We start from the raw sequence: 19,360 nt of genomic DNA, 5'->3' as shown, positions 1-19,360 counted from the left end.
ACGGATCAGAGCGTGTTCACGCGCTCAGACACCGACGTACTTCAAATGAACGAGTGGATAAGGCCTGCCCTGCCCATCCAGGGGGGAGCGGCCTGTCCGTTCAAAGCCCATTTTTTCGTAGAAGCCAACAGCCTGGTCGTTTTGCTCATTGACGTCGGTGGTCATACGCGGATGAAGTACCAAGCCGTGGCGTACCAGGGCCGCGCCAATGCCCGTGCCACGGTAAACTGGGTCCACAAACAAGGCCTCCATGTGCCCGTTGTCGATGAGCATGAATGCCAATGGATAGTCCTCGACATCTACCGCCAACCACAGCGGCGCCTGCGGCAGAAAACCGCAAACCAGCTCGTCAATAGCTTGTCTATCTTCCCCAGACAAAAAACCATGGGTGGCATCCACCGCGCGGCGCCAGATTTCGACGACCCGCGCTCCCTCATCGAGGCGGGATTTTCGAACAGCCATCATCGTCCTTCTTTCCTTCGGAGTCCGGCCAGACCCCATCTCACAACGCAGTGGATCAGCCGGTTCCCGGTGCATATTTCAGGAACAACTAGCTGGCGGCCGCGGCCTTGAGGCTTCGCCCCAACAATTGGCCGGGCCAGCCATCTACGCTGAAAGTCGTCATGCGCTCATACCCACAAGACTCATAAAACCGTACCAGCGCCCCAGTTCCACCACCATAGCAGTCCACACGCAGGCGCTGCACCCCTGCCGCCCGGGCGCGATTATCGGCAAAGGCCAGCAAACGCCGCCCTATGCCGCGCGCTCGGTCATCGCGCGAGGCGACCAATACCCGCACATAGATTTCTGGCTCCGTTGCGGGAGGCACATAGGGCTGTGCCGCCCCCAAGACCAAGGCGGCTAACAGGCGGCCACGCTCGTCCTGCGCTACCCAGGCCTCGGGTAAGGCACAGGCGTCTTCTACCAGCTGAATCCGCCGCGGCGATGCTGACCAGGGCTCGCTACCCCATTGCTCTTTATTGCCCATTTGCACAAACCAGGCAATCACCTCATCGAAGACCTTCAGTACTGCAGGTGCGTCAACCGACGTGGCCCGACGAATCACTAGCTGTTCAGCAGCCACGTCCATCCCTTTCGACATGCCGTCCTCCACACTATCTAATGGCACCAGATTAGCATGCTCTCAACGGGGCGCAGAAGAGTCCATATATCCGTTGCACCCTGCGGTGAAAGCGCTGGATAGCCATGGAGTACTCAGTTCTTTTGCGCCAGCTGCGCGAGAATGGCCGGATTCTCGAGCGTGGACGAGATCTTCGCTGTGCGCCGCATGAGTGCGACCTCAGGCCGCGCGTGAAGTCTAGGCTCCGTATGCCGCCATGAAGACCCGAACGGCCTCGCGCAGCAGTGCCTTGTTTTCCCGGGTATCAGGCATCTCTAGCTTCAGCAATCCGCGGATGTGTGCGGAACCCAGGAACATCGACAAGAACAGGTCCGCTGCCTTGAGCGGATGCTGCACCTTCAGCGTCCCCGCCGAGTTGGCACGGCGCAGGTATGCAGCCAGCTCACCATTCACACGCTCAGGCCCCTCCTTGTAGAACGCGCGGCAAACCTCCGGCTGCGCCCCTGCTACGCCGTAGACAGAACGTAACGCACCCAAGGCGTCATCCCCTCGCGCTAACGCAAGAAACCGGGCACCGATCGCTAGCAGCGCTTGCTCCGGCTGGCCCGGGTCCAGCGCACCGGTGCCCGGGAAACCAGCCACGACAGGAGCCGTCCTGTCGCGTACGACCACCTGAAAAAGCCCTTCCTTGGAGCCAAAGTTGCTGTACACGGTCATCTTGGAAACACCGGCTTCCGCGGCGATGGCATCGACGCTGGCTCGTTCCAGGCCATGCTGGTTGAAGTGTCTCTGCGCGGCTTCCAGGATGCGCCGGACCCGCTCGGGGTCTCGTGGTCGGCCACGTTGGGGTTTGGGGGCGGTAACTACGGGACGGGACATCTGCTGATTTAGTGGACTTGGCGGTTCAATATAGCTCAGATGCGTTGGAGGGCAGCGTTCATGCAATGAGCAAGAAGGACGCGAGGCGGCAGACGGGGGCCAGTCCTTGCCTATGCCATTTAGTTGATCTCAATACACGTATTCGTGGCTGCAGACCCATGAACACGAGAACACCCATCGACGCGGTCGCAACCCAATCCTGATCTGAGAGAACTCGGAGCGTAGCTCTTATCACCGCTCACAGCAAGCGCGAACGCGTACCCGATTGCACGGAATATTTCATGTACTTGACAGTACACTATTTATGAAGCACATTACTGTACTTATTAGTACAGTAGAAAATCAAGCCATGATCTTTGCCTCCGTGCGCAGCAGCGGAACGTCCCCACGGGCAACCAGCCTCTTGTCACTGGCGGCATTGACCTTGCTGTCTGCGTGCTCCACACCCCCTGTGCTGGGGCCCGAACCCTCAGTACCCCTTGCGCCCGCCTTTGCCCACAGCCATGCGGCCAAGGCCGAAGGAGCAGCCTCAAGCGATGCATGGTGGGCCGCGTGGGGAGATTCCACTCTCACCGCCCTGGTTGAGGAAGCCCTGGGCGCCAACCAGGACATCAGCATCGCGCTCCAGCGCGTCGCCCAGGCCCGCGCGGGAGCGGATTCACAGACCTCGCGCCTTTGGCCAGCGGTGGGTGTACAGGCTTCCGCATCGCGCAGCAGCACCGGCTTGCCCGCCGCCGTGAAGCAAGGGATGCCCGACACGCGTATGCTGCGCGCCGGAATCGAAGTAGCCTGGGAGATAGACCTTGCGGGCGGCGTACGCGCCGCGCGCGATGCCGCGCAGGCCGACGGCACGGCGGCGGCCGCAGGCGCGCAAGGTGCGAGCCTTCTGGTAGCCAGCGAGGTAGCGCGCCAGTACTTCGTCCTGCGCAGCGCCCACGAGAGGTTGCGCATTGTGCGGGCGCTGGCAAAGGCGCAACGGGACACCGCTGATCGCGTCGAAAAGCGTTTGCACGAAGGTCTGGCGAGCGCCTTCGACCTCGACCGCGCCCGCGCCGAGGCCGAAGCGTTCGATGCACAAGTGCCGCCCCTACAAATGCTGGCCGGGACGTCTCAGACACGGTTGGCTGTGCTGCTGGGGCGCAATCCGTCGGTCCCTGTCATCCAGCCCGATTCATCATTCATCTGGCATGGGGTTCGCGACATCGGCAGCGGGCATCCAAGCGAGCTTCTAAAGCGCCGCCCCGACCTCATTGCCGCGGAAGCGCGCGTCGCCGCGGAAACTTTTCGCACCGGCGAAGCGCGCGCGCAGTGGTGGCCGAAACTGTTTCTCAGCGCATTGACGGGCCGTCAAGACCTGCAACTGAATGCCCTGGATTTCGCACCGGTGCGTTTCTCAAACGTAGCACTGGCATTTGCCGCACCGATATTCGACGCCGGGCGCATTGATGCCGGCATCCGCGCGCAGTCCGCGAAGGCCGATGAGGCGCTGCTGGCCTGGCAGAAGTCCGTGCTGGTCGCGGTGCAGGAGGTCGAGGACAGCTTGTTATTGAGAGCGGAGGAAGCCAGGCGTGCCGCCGCCTTGGGCAGCTCAGTGGAGCACCGCCGCCGCTCCCTGCGGCGCGCAGAGTCGCTGCACCGCGAAGGACAGACCGACCTGTTGGCGTTGCTGGACGTGCAGCGGTCCGTACTCGCCAGCGAGCTTGCTCTGGCTGACAGCAGCCTCCAGCAGGCGCTTGCAGACGTACAACTCTACAAGGCTCTCGGCGGCGGCTTCACGCCGGCTGCAGCCGGTGAAGCCATCGCATCAAACGCCAGGAAGGCCCATTAAGTGAAGCGCATCCCCTCATTCGCACTGCCTGTAACCATGGCTGCCTCCCTCCTGCTCGCCGCATGCGGCCAACCGCCCGCGCCGGCCGTCGCAGTGAAGTCCGTGTTCGTGACGACGGTCTCGCCCGCCAGTCAAGCGCAAACCCGCACGTTCACAGCCACGGTTGGGGCGCGCGTGGAAACCGATCTAAGCTTTCGCACAGGAGGCAAAGTGGTGGAGAGGCTTGTAGACGTCGGCAGCGTCGTGAAGGCCGGCCAAGTCCTGGCGCGCTTGGACGCAGCCGACTTACAGCTCGCTGAAGGTGCCTCCAGCGACGCCGTGCAGGCCGCACTGGTAGATGCGCAGCAATCGGCATCCGATGAGATGCGGTTTCGCCGGCTGTTGGCGGACGGTTCGGTGGGAGCCGCAGACCATGAGCGGCAAAAAGCGCGCGCGGACGCGGCTGCAGCACGCTTGGAACAGGCGCGCAGGCAACTAGATCTGGCCCGCAACCGCGCAGGTTACGCGACGCTCGTGGCGCCCTACGCCGGTGTAGTCACAGCAATGCGCTTCGAGCGCGGCCAAGTGGTGGCCGAAGGCCAGCCGGTGATGTCGCTAACCCGCGATGGTGCGCGCGAAGTCATCGCCGACCTGCCCGAGGAATGGATCGGCCGAGTGCGGACGCTGGTTGCTACCGCCACGCCCTGGCACAACGGAAGCTCTCCCTTGCCCCTGGTGTTGCGCGAAGCCTCGCCGCTGGCCAGCGCGCAGGGGCGCACATTCCGAGTGCGCTTCGCTGGCGCCCCCGCGGCGCGTGACTCCCTCGCCGCCCTGCCCTTGGGGAGCACCATTCAGTTGCACCTATCCGCGCCACCCTCCACGGGACCGACCTCTGCCATCCTGCCGGTCACGGCGCTGGTAAAAGCCAGCAGCTCGGCAGGCGTGTGGGTGTTGAATGCCGAGGGCTCTGGTCTCATCTTTACACCCGTGCAAGTCGTGAATGCGGATGACGCATCCGTGCGAGTAACAGGCCTCGCCGTTGGCAGTCGCGTCGTCAGCATCGGTGCGCAGAAGCTCGATGCGAGCATGGCCGTGCGCGCCGTCGACCGTAACCCCGAGTCCGTCCAGGCACTCGCCTCTGAGACGAGCCAACGATGAAGCGGTTCAACCTGTCGCAGTGGGCCGTCACCCACCGGCCAATGGTGCTTTTCCTGATCATCGCGACGCTGATCATCGGCGTCCTGTCCTTCAGTCGCCTCGGCCGGCTGGAGGATCCAAATTTTGATGTGCCGCAAATGACGGCTATCGTCGTGTGGCCGGGAGCCACCGCACAGGACATCCAGGACCAGGTTCTCAATCGCATCGAGCGCAAGCTGCAGGAGCTGGATCATTTTGACTACGTGCGCAGCTTCGCGCGCCAGGGTTACGGCGGCATCACCTTGTGGATGAAGGGCGGCAGCAGCAAAAAGGAGCTGGAGAACGCCTGGTACCAAGTTCGAAAAAAAATCGGCGACGTGCGCCAGGAGCTTCCTGAGGGCGTCCGCGGGCCATTCTTCAACGACGAATACAACGATCGCTACAGCGTGCTCTACGCGCTGAGCGGCCCGGGCCTGTCGATGGCTGAGCTGCTGGACGTGACCGAGCGGGTTAAGCAGCAGCTCCAGAGCGTCCCCGGTGCCGGCAAGGTTGACGTGTTGGGCAAGCAGGCTGAGCGGGTGTATGTGGAAGTGTCTACCCGCCGCCTGGCGGCACTGGGCATCGCACCGACTGCAGTCTTTGAGGCGCTGGCGCGCCGCAATCTCGTGACGCCTTCCGGTTCGTCTGACGCCACCCATGACCGCGTGCATGTGCGCGTGGACGGTGGGCTCAAGAGCGCGGCGGACGTCGCCAACGTCACGCTCGAGGTAGGCGGCCAACTGCTGCGAGTGGCCGACGTCGCCACCGTGCGCACCGGCTACGAGGACCCGCCAAGCATGACGATCCGCCACAACGGCGTACCGGTCTTGGCGATCGGCGTGACCATGCAGGCCAACGGCAATGTGCTGGAGTTCGGCCGCGCGCTGGCTCAGCAGGTGGAAAAGGTTCGGCAGGAGCTTCCGGCGGGCTTGGACATTCAGCAGTATGCAGACCAGCCGCGCGTGGTGGCGGAGTCCATCTGGGAGTTCGAACGCGCGTTCCTGGAGGCGCTGGCGATCGTACTGGCGGTGTCCTTCCTGTTCCTGGGCTGGCGCACAGGTTTGGTGGTGGCAGCCTCGGTCCCGCTCGTGCTCAGCCTGGTTGCGGCCGTCATGTATGCCGCCGGCTGGAACCTCGATCGCATCTCGTTGGGCGCGCTCATCATTGCACTCGGCCTGCTGGTAGATGACGCCATCATTGCAGTGGAGATGATGGTGGTGAAGCTTGAGGAAGGCTGGGATCGCGTGCCCGCCGCCACCTTTGCCTATACCTCTACGGCCTTTCCCATGCTGACTGGCACACTGGTCACCGCCGCGGGTTTTATGCCGGTGGGCTTCGCGAAGTCGATTGCGGGGCAGTACGCAGGCGGCATCTTCTGGGTCGTCGGCGTGGCGCTCATTCTGTCCTGGCTGGTGGCCGTGGTGTTCACACCCTACCTGGGTGTGGTGCTGCTCCCAAAGAAGATGGCCGCAGCCGGGCATGGCAACGTCTACGATCGGCCGGTCTACCATCGGCTGCGCCGCGTCGTCGACTGGGCCGTGCAGAGGCGCTTCTGGGTGTTGGCCGCCACCGTCGTCGTCTTCGGCTTGGCCGGCGCGGGTATGCTGCAGGTGCAGCAACAGTTCTTCCCCACGGCGGCACGCCCGGAGCTGCTCGTTGAGTTGCGGTTGCGCGAGGGCGCTTCCTTCGCGGCCACCGAGCGGCAGGTGAAGCTGCTGGAGGCGCAACTGGCCAAAGACCCGGACGTCGAGTTTTTCACCGCCTATACAGGCGCCGGCACACCCATCTTCTACCTGTCCGTGCTCCCGGAGCTGCCGAACCCTGGTTTCGCGCAATTCGTAGTCAAGACCGGGGGGATCGAGCAGCGCGAGCGCGTCCGCGCCAGGCTCATGGAGCTGTTTGCCAGGGACGAGGCGCTGCCCGACGTGAAGGCACGCGTCACCCGGCTGGAGTTCGGCCCGCCGGTGGGCTTTCCCGTTCAGTTCCGCGTGATTGGCCCCGACAAGGCTCAAGTCCGGGAGATTGCCTATCAGGTGCGCGACACGGTGCGCCAGAGCGCCTTGGTGCGTGATACGCAACTGGACTGGAACGAGCAGGTGCGTTCCGTCCAGGTGCGCGTCGACCAGGATAAGGCGCGCATGCTGGGCCTGACGACCGGAGATGTCCAGGCCCTCGTGCAGACAGCGCTGGACGGCGCTCCGGTGACGCAGATCCGCCGCGGCGAGGAACTGGTGGACGTGGTCGTGCGGGCGTCACCCGACGAACGCAAGCACATCGGGCAACTTGGCGACCTCCAGGTGTTCACGCGCAGCGGAGCCACCGTGCCGCTGTCGCAAATTGCGCAGATCGAGCCGGCATTCGAGGAACCCGTGCTTTGGCGGCGCAACCGGCACATGGTGCTGACGGTCCGCAGCGACGTTGCCGACGGCGTGCAGGGGCCCGACGCGACAGCTCAAATCCGCCCGACTCTGCAACCCATCATCGAAAACCTGCCGCCTGGCTACCGCATCGAGGAAGGCGGCGCGATCGAGGAAAGCGACAAGGCCAACGATGCGCTGTTCTCGGTGTTCCCAGCGATGTTCGCAGTGATGCTGACATTGCTGATGATCCAGTTGCAAAGCTTCTCGCGGCTGTTCATGGTTTTCATGACCGCGCCTCTGGCGCTGATCGGCGTGGTTCCCGCGCTGTTGCTGTTTAACGCACCTTTCGGTTTCGTTGCACTTCTGGGCGTGATCGCCTTGGGTGGAATGATCATGCGCAACTCGATCATCCTTGTCGACCAGATCGACCAGGACATCGAGCGGGGTTCCGACCGCTGGACCGCCATCGTCGACGCCACCGTCCGCCGCTCGCGCCCCGTCGTGCTGACGGCCGCTGCCGCGGTGCTGGCCATGATCCCACTCACACGCAGCGTTTTCTGGGGCCCCATGGCCATCTCGATCATGGGCGGGCTGGTGGTTGCCACTGCCCTCACGCTCATCTTCGTGCCGGCCCTTTATGCAACCTTGTTCCGCGTGCGACGCGAAGAAGGACACCATGTTTAACAAACCAACCACCGCAAAAGGAGGACTATCATGAGCATTGGACATAGGCTTGGCCATAATGACCGAAGGCCTGGGGGCTCTCACCTGTCGCGTTATCGTGCAGAGCGGTACCGCCGGCAGCGAAAGCGAAGGCTCCAGCAGAAACCTTACCGGCAAGGGCATGGCGGTTGGCCAGTCAGAGAAGGCGCATTCGATGAATGCTGCATCGTCTGGCAGACCAATGCAGTCACGGGCGACTTCCTCGCCAATGCCGAAACCCTGCTCACTGTCCGTCTCGAGCGCGAATCGCTGGACGATATTGCGCCGACGCAGAATACAAGGAGGCTTCCATGCACCGAAGAACCCTGCTGACGCTGGCGGCGCTTGCCCCCGCCGGCCTCGCCTATGCACAACCCCCTGTAAAGCCCACCCCAGTCCCCTCCACCCTCAACACGGAAACCTTCACCATGAACGACGTCATCATCATCGGCGGCAGTTTTGCGGGCCTCGCCGCCGCCCTGCAGCTTGGGCGCGCGCGGCGCAAGGTCACGGTTCTCGATACCGGCCTTCCGCGCAATCGGTTCGCTGGCCACTCGCACGGCTTGCTGGGGCATGATCACAAGCCACCTTTGGAGATCCTGGCCGAAGCGCGCAAGCAACTTGCGCGGTATCCGACGGTCAAGCTGGTCAATTCTCGGGCCGACAGCGTCTCTGGCGGCATCGACCGCTTCTCTGTCCTCACTGCCAATGGCGAAAGCCTTGCGGCACGCCGAGTGATCCTGAGCTATGGTATCGCGGACCAGATGCCTGACGTTCCGGGCTTTGCCGAAGGCTGGGGCACGTCCATCGTGCCCTGCCCCTACTGCGACGGGTTTGAAGTCGCCGGCCAACATTGGGGCCTCGTCTGGTCCGGCCCGCAATCCCACAATCAGGTCAGGCTGTTCCACGATTGGACCGACAGGTTGACCCTTTTCGCTAACGGTCACGACATTCCGCCTGACATCCGGACCGATTTGGCGCGCCGCAAAGTGCCTGTAGTCGATGGCCGAATCACCGAAATTGTCCGTCGCGAAGGCCACAATGCCACGGTCAAGATCGATACCGCACCCGACGTCGCAGTGGACATCTTGTTCGCACATCCGCGCAACAAGCCGTCCGCAAGCCTGCATGAATCACTGGGACTCGCCACGGTTAATACGCCTCTGGGCATCGCCCTGAAGGTCGACGAGCGCCGCGAAACCAGCGTGCCGGGCATCTACGCTGCCGGAGACCTCGCCAACCCCCTCATGCCCTCCGTCACCACGGCCATATCGTACGGCGCAACGGCGGGCATCTCCGCCCAGCAGTCAATGCTGGCTTGAGAGCACGCATATCTACTTCGCTGTGTCGGGAGGCTACATAACAGCGGCAGCCCCCCCGATCGCGAATAGAGTTGCTCTCATCCACAAGACTTTCCGCCATCGAGGTTGGCGCGTGGTGGGTCATTCCAGTGTTAAACCTCAACAAGGAGTCTTATGAACGCGCTTGAACTGAAGGTTCCTCCCCCCATCGTGATGATGGCCCTGGCGCTTCTTATGTGGCTGACGCCAGCCGCCGCAGGCCTCGTGCAGATTCCCTATCCCGCCCGCGTGCTCGGCGCCGTCGTTCTGCTGTGCGTTGGCCAAGGCATCAGCATCGCCGGAATGGTTGCGCTTCGGCGAGCCAAGACCACCGTGAACCCAATCAAGGCAAGCTCGGCGTCCTCATTGGTCATCCGAGGCGTGTACCGCTATACGCGCAACCCCATGTATGTAGGAATGTTGCTTACCCTGTTGGCGTGGGCAGTTTATCTGGCGAATCCGCTTGCTGTACTGTGGGTTGTTGTGTATGTGCTCTACATCACTCGCTTCCAAATCATTCCGGAAGAACGTTTGTTGGCGTCTCTATTTGGGGCAGAGTATGAGGCTTACACAGGAAGCGTACGCAGGTGGGTATGAGCACGGGTCAACTCACTTCGCACTGAACACGGTGCTGACGGCAGGGCCGACCTACCAGCACTTGGCCACTGGATTCACGATCGGGTTGCGATGCCATTCGACGCTCGTCATTCGGGTTGCACATGCCAAACCCGTGTGCAGGCTGCGCGTTGGCGACGAGCGCCAATACAAGCGCCCGAAGATGACGCCTCACCGCGGATGCGGTGGTTCGATGTCCATCTCGAAGCGGAACAGATCACCCGAATAGATGACCTCGCCTAGATATATGACCCGTCCGTCCTTGTCAGTGAACACACGGCGCACCTGTGCCACCGCGTCGCCGAGGTGAATGTTCAACAGCTTCGCGATGTCCATGTCAGCATTGCCGACGGTCAATGCCTGGCGCGCCTGAGTGATCCCGCCTTGAGGCAGCGTCGCCAGCAAGGGAATGACGGCCTCACTGCGGTAGCGATCAGGCGCGGTGCGAAAGATGGCCTCGTCCAGATAGATCTCGATCACACAGTACGGCTCATCCTTCTCGGAATGAACGCGTCGCATGTACACGTATCGATCGGCCGGTATGCCATCTGAGGGTTGCAACGGTGCAACTGAGCACAATTCGTCGATGTTGACGATGCGCGGTTGCGTGTCCTTGAAGGCTTGCGCCAGTCCATCCACCGACGCGTGCACGGTCTGCCACTCGCGCTGCCACTGTCGCTGCGGCGGGGTTCCGGTCACGAAGGTTCCCCTGCCCCGCTGAGGCAATACCAACCCCTCCCGCGCCAGCACGTCGATGGCTTGTCTCACAGTCACCCGCGAGACGCCGAACTCGCCCATCAAGGACTCGAGTGAAGGCACCTTTTCCCCGTTCTTCCAGATCCCGCGAGCTATGCGTTTACGTAGCACGTCGGCTATTTGCAAGTACCGAGGAACTGAGCTGTCAGAGAAGGACATGAGGGGGAGTGACCTAACTAAGGGGTACGGGCGCGCGGACGTGAGCAATTGATCATAAACACAGTAACCACACAGGCGTCATCATAGGGTAAGCACCATAGTCATAACGTCTGATCGATAGGACTATATGACTTATCTAAATTTCTACCAACCTACTTGAGTCGCTCTCACCCATGTCATCCGCACACGCCACTGGAGTCTGGGACTACATCATCATCGGCGCGGGCTCTTCGGGATGCGTGCTGGCCAACCGCCTCAGCAGCGACCCAGCTTGCCGCGTCCTGCTGCTTGAAGCCGGAGGCAGCGCCAGGAACTTCTGGCTCAAGCTGCCAGTTGGCTATTTCCGAACCATTTACGACAAGCGCTTTTCCTGGCAGTTTCCTACCGAGCCGCAAGTGGAGACGGGTGGCCGGACCATTGTTTGGCCGCGTGGCAAGGTCCTCGGGGGATCCAGCGCCATCAATGGACTGCTCTACATACGGGGGCAGCACGCGGATTACGACGATTGGGAACGACTGGGTGCCACCGGTTGGGGCTACCGCAACGTGCTGCCATTCTTCAAGCGGTCGGAGCGCTATGCTGGAAAACCTTCGCAATACCATGGTATCGATGGGGAGCTCAGCGTCTCAGACTTGCGCAATGATCATCCATATTGCCGCGCCTGGCTGCAGGCCGGGCACGAGGCGGGTTTTGAAGCGACGGATGATTTCAATGGCGCGCAGGACTCAGGCCTGGGCGCTTACCAGCTCACGTTGCGCGGCCACTGGCGCTGTAGCGCCGCCGATGCCTTTCTGACGCCCATCGCCTCTCGGCCGAACCTCACGATAGCCACGGGTGCTTTTGTCCGCCGCATCGTCATCGAGAAAGGAAGGGCCGTCGGCGTCGAATGGGTTCGTGATGGGCAGCAGGTAGCAGGTCGCGCCGAACGGGAGGTGCTGCTGGCTGCGGGCGCACTGCAGTCGCCTCAACTCCTCCAATTGTCAGGGGTCGGGCCCGCCGCGCTGTTGGCGCGCCACGGCATCGGTGTGCAGGTCGATGCGCCAGATTGCGGCCAAAACCTGCAGGACCACTACCAGGCCCGGGTGGTCGTCAAGCTCAAGCACCGACGCTCGCTCAACGACGACGTACGGAATCCTTTGAAGCTCATGCAGATGGGCGCTCAATGGGCCTTTGGCCAACGCGGGCCGCTGACCGTCGGCGCAGGCCAGGTAGGTGGGATGGTGTGCAGCCAACACGCCGAGGGGGGGCGCCCCGATCTGCTGTTCAACGTGATGCCGCTGTCGGTCGACAAGCCGGGCGATCCGCTCCATACGTTCTCTGGCTTCTCAGCCTCCGCCACCCAGTGCCGTCCGCGGTCCATGGGGCATGTGGGGATCAGGTCCGACGATCCGGCGGTCCCGCCCCGGATTGTCACCAACTACCTGACCGAGCCGCACGACGTCAAGGTACTCGTTTCCGGCTTGGAGATCCTGCGAGACATCTACCAGCGCCCCAGCTTCCGTGACCTGCTGGCCAAGGACGAGTACGCGCCCGGGCACGGGATCCAGTCCAACGCCGAGCTCGAAGACTATGCGCGCAACAAGGGGGGCACCGTGTTCCACGCCAGCGGCACCTGTCGCATGGGTTCGGACGAGCGGGCCGTCGTGGATCCTGAACTGCGTGTGCGTGGCATCGACCGCCTACGTGTGGTTGACGCATCAGTCATGCCCCGGATGGTCTCAACCAACACAAATGCTGCTGCCATCCTCATCGGAGAAAAAGGCGCGGCGTTGATCCAGAGCGCGGCCTGAGGCCACCAGGGTATTCGCATCTGGCATTGCCAGGTATCACCAAAGCAACCAAGGAAAAACACCATGAACTTCAGACATGCAATCTGGGCCGCCTGCTCCGCAAGTGCCTTGCTGGTGCCGTTAATCACTCACGCCGCAGACGATGCCACCTATCCCACGAAACCCATCACCTTGATCGTGCCGTTCCCAGCCGGCGGCGTGATCGACGCGACCGCCCGCATGGTCGCCGAGAGGCTGCAGGCGCAGATGAAGAGTTCAGTGCTGGTCGACAACCGTCCGGGCGCAGGCGGAACCATCGGCACGGCGCTGGCTGCGCGCGCACCGGCAGATGGCTACACATTTCTTGTCGGTGATGCGGCCACGCAGGTCTACAGCCCCGCCATCTTCAAGAACGCAAAGTACGACCCGATCAAGAGCTTTGCGTCCATCGGCCAGATCAGCTACGGGCCACTCGTGATGCTCGCAGGCCAGCGCAGTCAGTCGAAATCCGCTACAGAACTGATGGAGGAACTCCGCCGCGGCGTCGACAAGATCGATTACGCCAGCAATGGCAACGGTAGCACCCCCCACCTGGCCACGGAAATGTTCAAGAAGGTCACGGGCATCAAAAGCTCTCACATCCCTTTCAACGGCGGCCCCGCAGCCATGACCGCTCTGGCGGGGGGCGACGTCACTTACTCCATCAACCACATTCCGTTGGCACTCAGCATCATCGCGACGGGCCGGGTAAAGCCGGTGGCCGTCACCGGCGCGAAACGTTCACCCGTCTTCCCTGACCTGCCAACCTTGACCGAAATTGGCATCAAGGGCTACGAAGCCTACTCTTGGATCGGTCTATTTGCGCAGGCTGGCATGCCTGAGCACATCCAAAAAAGGATGTCCGCTGAGCTCAAGGCGGCGCTGCAGGACCCGGAGCTGCAGAAAAAGATGGAGAAGCTCGGTGACGTGCCTTTCTACCAAACGCCCGCAGAGTTGAACCGTTACATCGCATCCGAAACTGCCCGCTGGGTTCCGCTCATTCGGTCATCGGGCATCTCCCTGGATTGAACTCCCGCGCACAGCTCCTCGAAGCTTGAGCCCTCGACAACGGCATCTTCAATTTCACACACCATGAGAGCCATGAACCTTCCAAATGCCAACACCGACTTGAGTTTTTTCATTCAGAGGATCGACGTATTCGTACTGCGCGTGCCGGCAGATCCGCCAGTGCAGACTTCGTTCGGGATCATGAAGGACCGGCCAGCCGTGTTGCTGAGAGTGCTGGATCCCGATGGAACTTATGGCTGGGGGGAAGTCTGGAGCAACTTCCCTGTGGTGGGCGCAGAGCATCGCGGGCGCATGGCAGCAACTTACCTGCCGCAACTGGTCTACGGCCGTCGCTGGGAATCTCCACAGGCCTGCTTCGCAGCATTGACCGATAAGCTGGCGGTCCTTGCGATTCAAGCGGGTGAGCCGGGCCCCATCCAACAGATCATTGCGGGACTCGACGTTGCCATTTGGGACATGGTCGCACGACGCGCAGGCCTGCCCTTGTGGCAGTTGCTGGGCGCCCCCCATGCAACCGCGAGTCCGGTCATCGCGCTCTATGCGTCAGGCATCAACCCCACGGACCCAGAGAAACTCGCGGCGCAAAAGCTGACCGAAGGTTACCGCGCCTTCAAACTCAAGGTTGGTTTTGGTGAAGAGCGCGATTTGCGCAACCTGGCGGCCGTGCGCGAAGTGATCGGACCCGATCTGCCCTTCATGGTCGATGCCAACCAGGCGTGGAGCGTACAGGAAGCCATCGCCGCCGGACGTCGCATGGCGAACTTCGACCTGGGATGGCTGGAAGAGCCGGTTCGTGCCGATACATCCAATGCCGATTGGGCGAAGCTCGCGCGCGAACAGCCCCTGGCGCTGGCTGGCGGCGAAAACCTGGCCGGAACTGCTGATCTGTTGGCATTCGCTGAAACGGAAGGCGTCGCCGTGGTGCAGCCCGATATTGGTAAATGGGGCGGCTTCAGTGGCTGCGTACCGGTCGGACGAGCCGTTCAGTCACTTGGCAAACGCTTTTGCCCCCACTGGTTGGGTGCAGGCATCGGCCTGACGGCTTCGCTGCATCTCAAGGCTGCGGTGGGTGGCCCCGGCTATGTGGAGGTAGATGCCAATCCGAATCTGCTGCGCGATCTGTTCGCCGGGGACGCCTTCCGAGTGGTGGACGGTCGTGTTTCGCTCCACACCGCTCCGGGTATGGGCGTAGAGCCGGATCTGGCTGCATGCCGTGAGCATGTAACCTACCAGAGCCCGTGAATACAGCGCTGGATCCGTAAATCACCCGAAGCAGAGAGCGAGCGCTCCTTCCACCGAGGACAAGACAGCGCGCGCAACCAGCCACAAAGGCGCGAGCGCGTGCAAAGCTGGCTGTCCTGGAGCAACCGCCAGGTACGATTCAGCACTGGCCGCGCCAGGAATTCGGCAATGAGAGCAAGCCCCCGCAAAAAGCGATGCCTCCTGCCGTGAATTCTTGCGGAAGTATCTCAGCAACCCGCTAAGTTTTCAAATGACTCCGATCGCTCTTCGCCAGCGCATGTATACCGGGAAAGTCGAACTGATCCACTAAATCGCGCAGCGAGTCCGCGAACGGAGAATGGATGGTTTCTTTGAAGTGGTATTCAATCCAGTGCTCGATATCGGTTACGCGGCCATGAAGCGCCAGTTTGGCGAGCTCATCCAGGGCCTCATCGTTGATGTGGCTTTCGATATGTACATGAGCTCGAGGTATTCCCACTTCCGCTTGCGGCAGCGAGGGGATGGCCACTGTGGACATGCGCGGCCCTATATCAGAGCCGTCAGAATCTGAAGCAGCAACGATGGGTGCGGAAAGCTGAAAAGAAAACGTGCTGCCTTGAGAAGGCATGCTGGCCACACTCAAAGATCCACCCATGGATGAGACGATACGTTGCGCGATAAACAACCCCAATCCAGTGCTTCCACTGGCTGCCTGAATTTGCTGAAAGGCGTCAAAAATATCCACCTTCTCGGTTAAATCGATCCCTATTCCTGTATCGCTAATCGCGAAGTCTAGTGCGCAAATACCCCCTTTAGTCTGAGCATTGACCGACATAGTCACCACGCCATCATGCGTGAATTTGGCTGCATTCGATAGAAGATTAAGCAACACTTGTTGCAGACGGTTGCCATCTAAATAAATCGCCGGAGGGAGCACTTGGGGAGGGTGGTATTGGAATATATTATTCTGTTGCAAGCACAAGGAACTCCCATAATCTGAAATATCATTCAACAAGCGTGATAAATCGGTTTTGGCAGAGTTAATGGTTAGAGGCTGCAGCTCTACCTTGGAGAAAGTCTGCAATTCTTCTATAAGACCTAATTGATAATTAATACTACGCTGAATTGAGAGTAGCGACTTTTTTTGGGCTTCGGTAGCATCGTTAAGTAGGAGTGCTGTGTATCCAGAGATGGTCGCAAGCGGGGCGCGCAAGTCATGACTGATATACCCAATAGTTTCTGTTTTTTGCTGATTCTTTGCCTTGGCATCTGAAATCGATTTTTCTTGAAGCAAGTGCATCCCGTTAATCATTAAGCAAATAGCAGTCAACGGAACTACTGCCGAGAAAACAAAAATATAGGATAACTGAATATAAGAAAATTCTGCAGGATTGGACGGAACAAGACTTGGTACGAATAATGTGCTAAATCGAATTGAATAAACAAGGCATTCGATTGCGAGCGATGCAGAAAGCAGCCGATTGATAAAAGACTTGTCCCCGTGTCTAGTGACGGTCCAAAACTGGATCAGGACAAAAATAAAGAGAAAAAATGTAAATCCCTTTAATCGACTTGGATAGTCAGGATCTACACGTAAAAACCAAAACAACAGAACTTCAGAGACCACAGTGAAGGGCACAATCAAGCTCCAGAGTGGAGGTTTATGGTAGAACTTCCGAATGCCAATCGTCTGTATCGCTACGCCTAGAGTCAGTACATAATTCCCGAGAGACAAACGGGAGGTATGTTCATTGAACCAACCTGCATATAAATAGACAGCGAGAGTTGTAACTATAAATCCGAGAGCGTAAGTTTTTATTCTTTTTTGGCCTATTTTTCCAATGGATAACAGCAAAGGAATTAATACCAGCGTTGAAGCAAACGCCGAAATGGCAAAAAATAATTTATGATTAATTACGGTTGTCATATTCGCACTCATCTCAGAAAATAAAATTTAGATGCAATGCGTTGCCCCGGCTTTTCTGAATCTGCTTTCAATTCGCGTTGAACCTGCTCTGAAGTTGGATCATCGCTCACTATCAGGATGTGCGTAATAGAGCTTCATTGTTGCTTCTGGAATCATGGTCTGTACATGACTTATTTTTGCACGCGAATTGTGACATTGATGCTATCTAGCGTGCACTTAAAGTCAAGAGCGAACCCATTGATATCGAGCCCGTAGCACCTGATAAGCTCCCCACCGAAACCACCCTCCTCCGATTAGACGGCCTCAGCATCAGGCGGCCCAGTACTGCTTTTGGTTGTTGATGCACGCAAACCGTACCGGCTTTAGGGCGACCGCTTAATCTATCTGTACATTCGCGCGGCGGACTAGCGATGCCCACACTGGTGTTTCTCGTTTGGCCAACTCGAACAAAACATCGGTCGGGCCGCTTGCAGGTTCCAGCGATAGTCTCGTCAGGCTCTCGCGCACCCCTGCGTTCGACATCATCGCCGTAAACTCTCCGTTAAGGACATTAATGATGTCTGTTCGGGTTCCCGCAGGCACAACGATACCGCCCCAAGCCACACTTTCGTAACCGGACACTCCAGCTTCCCGCACCGTTGGAAGATGGGGTAACAGTGGTGACCGGCGAGCGCCCGTCACCGCAAGCCCGCGCACACGGTCGGATTCAATGAAGGGGCAAATTGACGAGAGGTTGTCAAACATGACATCCACACGACCACCGATCAGGTCTTGAATAGCGGCAGAGCTGCCCCTATAGGGAACATGAAGCATGGAGGTGCCCGTCATGCTCTTGAACAACTCTCCGCTCAAATGGCTGGTGGTGCCATTACCGGCGGAAGCCATCGTCACCTTCCTCGGATTTTTCTTTAGATAGGAAATCAGGTGACCTACTGTCAATATTGGTAGCTCATTTCGCACCACCAGCGCGTTCTGCACAAAGCCAGTCATTGCCACCGGCGCAAGCTGTCGGTCCGGGTCATACGGGAGCTGACCATACAGCGCCCGGTTGATGGCCAGAGTTCCGACGTTTGCATAGCCAAGCGTATAGCCGTCTGGGGCGGCGCGTACCATCTCCAACGTGCCGGCAATACCACCCGCTCCTGGCCTGTTGTCGATCACCACAGCTTGCCCGAGCGCACTTGCCAAAGCCGATCCCATGACGCGGCAGAGAAGATCCGGCGCGCCGCCGGCTGCTCCGGGGACTATCAATCGGAGAGATCGATTGGGGTACGAGCTAGCGGACGCGCCAGACCATGACCCAGCCGCAGCCAACATCGCCAGATTCGAAAACAGTGCGCGGCGCGTCTGCCAAGCCTTCTTCTCTTTTGCCACAGTCTGATTCCCATAATCAAAACCGATCCTATTTGGCGTGCAGTCAATGCGGTTGATCATTAATTGGCGCTCAGAGCCTCAACATAAATCGCTGCTGCTAACATGCACTTTACTTATGCCCTTGCGAATTCCATCGACCATTGCACTACAGTGTTTAGAGGTAAGCGAAAGACTGGGCAGCTTCACGCGTGCAGCCCGGGCGTTAAACCTCACCCAGGGCGCGGTCAGCCGTCAGGTCATTGGACTTGAGCATAAGCTGGGATTGCAGTTGCTTGAACGTCGGAGAGAATCTTTGGTTGCAACGCCGGCGGGCCGGGCCTATCTGCTCGAAGTTCGGCAAGCACTCAGCAGGCTTGAGCGGGCGACCATCGACATCGCACTGCACCAAGGACGGGGTGGTCGGCTGCACCTTTCGGCTCCTTCGTCTTTCTGCAACTACTGGCTAGCGCCTCGCCTGTCCGGCTTCGTGCATGCTCACCCACACATCACGCTGAACCTCTCCACGTACCTCGGTCCTGTTGACTTCAGCGCCACGAGTATCGACGCAGCGATCATGGTAGTCGAGGGCCCGGTGCCTGGGCTGCATTCTCTACCAGTTCTGCAACTGGCACTGCGCCCCTACGCATGCCCCGCCCTCGCGGCTCGAGTTACCGAACGCGGCGATTTAGCGCGACAGATCCAGCATGCCTCGCCCTTGCTTACGCTTATTCACACCACCTCACTTCCTCAAGCATGGGAGACGTGGACCCGACAATCAGGGCAGCTTGACGCGCCTCTGCCTGACGAAATGCAAGCAGGGCCCAGTTATGACTTGCTCTCCATGTCGCTTAATGCAGCCATCGCGGGTATCGGTTTGGCACTACTGCCAAGCTTCATGACTGAGGCCGCTGTCGGTTCGGGACAACTGGAGCCAGTTTCGGACTTCGAGATTATTTCCGACCGGTCGTACTACCTATGCTACCCCTCGCATAACGCCACCCTGCCAGCGTTAGCACAGTTTTCCCATTGGCTCCAGCAGTCCATCTAATCAAGCGTCTGAGCGCTTGCAGTATTGCGGCGTGAGGCGCATGCGACGCCCCCTTTTGTCACACCGTGATTTTGCTGATTTTCGGCCTTTTCGCAATAC

The 19,360-nt window shown here is 60.0% G+C and carries 16 protein-coding genes; 10 read left to right on the top strand and 6 right to left on the bottom strand.

From position 1 onward, the window contains the following. Window positions 1-24: 24 nt before the first annotated feature. The 3 genes from ABIE13_RS02415 to ABIE13_RS02405 form a co-directional block, all read right to left on the bottom strand. Window positions 25-465: an acetyltransferase gene (locus ABIE13_RS02415; protein WP_354440819.1), complete on the bottom strand. Its 441-nt coding sequence runs from the start codon at window positions 463-465 to the stop codon at window positions 25-27. Window positions 466-550: 85 nt separating this feature from the next. After that, window positions 551-1,102: a GNAT family N-acetyltransferase gene (locus tag ABIE13_RS02410; RefSeq protein ID WP_354440817.1), complete on the bottom strand. Its 552-nt coding sequence runs from the start codon at window positions 1,100-1,102 to the stop codon at window positions 551-553. 216 nt (window positions 1,103-1,318) lie between these two features. Then, on the bottom strand, window positions 1,319-1,960 hold the full coding sequence (locus ABIE13_RS02405) for a TetR/AcrR family transcriptional regulator (protein ID WP_354440815.1): 642 nt from the start codon (window positions 1,958-1,960) through the stop codon (window positions 1,319-1,321). A 349-nt stretch (window positions 1,961-2,309) separates the two neighbouring features. On the opposite strand from ABIE13_RS02405, the gene ABIE13_RS02400 reads away from it, so the two are divergent. From ABIE13_RS02400 to ABIE13_RS02375, 6 genes are all read left to right on the top strand, one after another. Next, window positions 2,310-3,788 (top strand): efflux transporter outer membrane subunit, encoded by a 1,479-nt coding sequence (locus tag ABIE13_RS02400; RefSeq protein ID WP_354440813.1) that lies wholly within the window; start codon window positions 2,310-2,312, stop codon window positions 3,786-3,788. 36 nt (window positions 3,789-3,824) lie between these two features. Next, window positions 3,825-4,925 carry an efflux RND transporter periplasmic adaptor subunit gene (locus ABIE13_RS02395; protein WP_354440811.1) on the top strand — a complete coding sequence of 367 codons (1,101 nt, stop codon included), beginning with the start codon at window positions 3,825-3,827 and terminating at the stop codon, window positions 4,923-4,925. Next, window positions 4,922-7,987: an efflux RND transporter permease subunit gene (locus ABIE13_RS02390; protein ID WP_354440810.1), complete on the top strand. Its 3,066-nt coding sequence runs from the start codon at window positions 4,922-4,924 to the stop codon at window positions 7,985-7,987. The genes ABIE13_RS02395 and ABIE13_RS02390 overlap by 4 nt, the downstream gene beginning before the upstream one ends. A gap of 30 nt (window positions 7,988-8,017) precedes the next feature. Further along, on the top strand, window positions 8,018-8,338 hold the full coding sequence (locus ABIE13_RS02385; RefSeq protein WP_354440808.1) for a hypothetical protein: 321 nt from the start codon (window positions 8,018-8,020) through the stop codon (window positions 8,336-8,338). A gap of 95 nt (window positions 8,339-8,433) precedes the next feature. Beyond that, window positions 8,434-9,327 carry an NAD(P)/FAD-dependent oxidoreductase gene (locus ABIE13_RS02380; protein WP_354441234.1) on the top strand — a complete coding sequence of 298 codons (894 nt, stop codon included), beginning with the start codon at window positions 8,434-8,436 and terminating at the stop codon, window positions 9,325-9,327. A gap of 153 nt (window positions 9,328-9,480) precedes the next feature. Beyond that, on the top strand, window positions 9,481-9,942 hold the full coding sequence (locus tag ABIE13_RS02375; RefSeq protein WP_354440807.1) for a methyltransferase family protein: 462 nt from the start codon (window positions 9,481-9,483) through the stop codon (window positions 9,940-9,942). A 189-nt stretch (window positions 9,943-10,131) separates the two neighbouring features. Here the strand turns inward: ABIE13_RS02375 and ABIE13_RS02370 are convergent, their stop codons facing one another. Then, window positions 10,132-10,875, bottom strand: coding sequence for a GntR family transcriptional regulator (locus tag ABIE13_RS02370; RefSeq protein ID WP_354440805.1), 744 nt, complete (start codon window positions 10,873-10,875; stop codon window positions 10,132-10,134). A gap of 173 nt (window positions 10,876-11,048) precedes the next feature. On the opposite strand from ABIE13_RS02370, the gene ABIE13_RS02365 reads away from it, so the two are divergent. The 3 genes from ABIE13_RS02365 (at window position 11,049) to ABIE13_RS02355 (ending at window position 14,954) form a co-directional block, all read left to right on the top strand. Beyond that, a complete protein-coding gene (locus ABIE13_RS02365) occupies window positions 11,049-12,665 on the top strand; it encodes a GMC family oxidoreductase (RefSeq protein ID WP_354440804.1) in 1,617 nt (538 codons plus the stop codon). 63 nt (window positions 12,666-12,728) lie between these two features. After that, window positions 12,729-13,712, top strand: coding sequence for a Bug family tripartite tricarboxylate transporter substrate binding protein (locus ABIE13_RS02360; RefSeq protein WP_354440802.1), 984 nt, complete (start codon window positions 12,729-12,731; stop codon window positions 13,710-13,712). Window positions 13,713-13,784: 72 nt separating this feature from the next. Continuing rightward, a complete protein-coding gene (locus ABIE13_RS02355; RefSeq protein ID WP_354440801.1) occupies window positions 13,785-14,954 on the top strand; it encodes a mandelate racemase/muconate lactonizing enzyme family protein in 1,170 nt (389 codons plus the stop codon). Window positions 14,955-15,192: 238 nt separating this feature from the next. On the opposite strand, the gene ABIE13_RS02350 is transcribed toward ABIE13_RS02355, so the two are convergent. Both ABIE13_RS02350 and ABIE13_RS02345 read right to left on the bottom strand, forming a co-directional pair. After that, a complete protein-coding gene (locus ABIE13_RS02350) occupies window positions 15,193-16,860 on the bottom strand; it encodes a sensor histidine kinase (RefSeq protein ID WP_354440799.1) in 1,668 nt (555 codons plus the stop codon). 375 nt (window positions 16,861-17,235) lie between these two features. Further along, window positions 17,236-18,234 (bottom strand): Bug family tripartite tricarboxylate transporter substrate binding protein, encoded by a 999-nt coding sequence (locus tag ABIE13_RS02345; protein ID WP_354440797.1) that lies wholly within the window; start codon window positions 18,232-18,234, stop codon window positions 17,236-17,238. Between the two features lie 46 nt (window positions 18,235-18,280). On the opposite strand from ABIE13_RS02345, the gene ABIE13_RS02340 reads away from it, so the two are divergent. Further along, entirely contained in the window at window positions 18,281-19,261 is a 981-nt protein-coding gene (locus tag ABIE13_RS02340) for a LysR substrate-binding domain-containing protein (RefSeq protein ID WP_354440795.1), read from the top strand. The last annotated feature ends 99 nt before the right edge of the window (window positions 19,262-19,360 follow it).

Origin of the sequence: Ottowia thiooxydans (assembly GCF_040548795.1) — a bacterium.
In the GTDB taxonomy this organism is placed as follows: domain Bacteria; phylum Pseudomonadota; class Gammaproteobacteria; order Burkholderiales; family Burkholderiaceae_C; genus Ottowia; species Ottowia thiooxydans_A.
Note: the sequence above shows the minus strand (reverse complement) of the source record. Positions and strands in the feature narration are given on the sequence as shown.

Coding starts and splice junctions, on each gene's coding strand:
- ABIE13_RS02375 (WP_354440807.1), top strand. CDS start 9,481: ATGAACGCGCTTGAACTGAAGGTTCCTCCCCCCATCGTGATGATGGCC.
- ABIE13_RS02400 (WP_354440813.1), top strand. CDS start 2,310: ATGATCTTTGCCTCCGTGCGCAGCAGCGGAACGTCCCCACGGGCAACC.
- ABIE13_RS02370 (WP_354440805.1), bottom strand. CDS start 10,875: ATGTCCTTCTCTGACAGCTCAGTTCCTCGGTACTTGCAAATAGCCGAC.
- ABIE13_RS02340 (WP_354440795.1), top strand. CDS start 18,281: ATGCGGTTGATCATTAATTGGCGCTCAGAGCCTCAACATAAATCGCTG.
- ABIE13_RS02405 (WP_354440815.1), bottom strand. CDS start 1,960: ATGTCCCGTCCCGTAGTTACCGCCCCCAAACCCCAACGTGGCCGACCA.
- ABIE13_RS02390 (WP_354440810.1), top strand. CDS start 4,922: ATGAAGCGGTTCAACCTGTCGCAGTGGGCCGTCACCCACCGGCCAATG.
- ABIE13_RS02355 (WP_354440801.1), top strand. CDS start 13,785: ATGAACCTTCCAAATGCCAACACCGACTTGAGTTTTTTCATTCAGAGG.
- ABIE13_RS02360 (WP_354440802.1), top strand. CDS start 12,729: ATGAACTTCAGACATGCAATCTGGGCCGCCTGCTCCGCAAGTGCCTTG.
- ABIE13_RS02385 (WP_354440808.1), top strand. CDS start 8,018: ATGAGCATTGGACATAGGCTTGGCCATAATGACCGAAGGCCTGGGGGC.
- ABIE13_RS02395 (WP_354440811.1), top strand. CDS start 3,825: ATGGCTGCCTCCCTCCTGCTCGCCGCATGCGGCCAACCGCCCGCGCCG.
- ABIE13_RS02410 (WP_354440817.1), bottom strand. CDS start 1,102: ATGTCGAAAGGGATGGACGTGGCTGCTGAACAGCTAGTGATTCGTCGG.
- ABIE13_RS02415 (WP_354440819.1), bottom strand. CDS start 465: ATGATGGCTGTTCGAAAATCCCGCCTCGATGAGGGAGCGCGGGTCGTC.
- ABIE13_RS02365 (WP_354440804.1), top strand. CDS start 11,049: ATGTCATCCGCACACGCCACTGGAGTCTGGGACTACATCATCATCGGC.
- ABIE13_RS02350 (WP_354440799.1), bottom strand. CDS start 16,860: ATGACAACCGTAATTAATCATAAATTATTTTTTGCCATTTCGGCGTTT.
- ABIE13_RS02380 (WP_354441234.1), top strand. CDS start 8,434: ATGAACGACGTCATCATCATCGGCGGCAGTTTTGCGGGCCTCGCCGCC.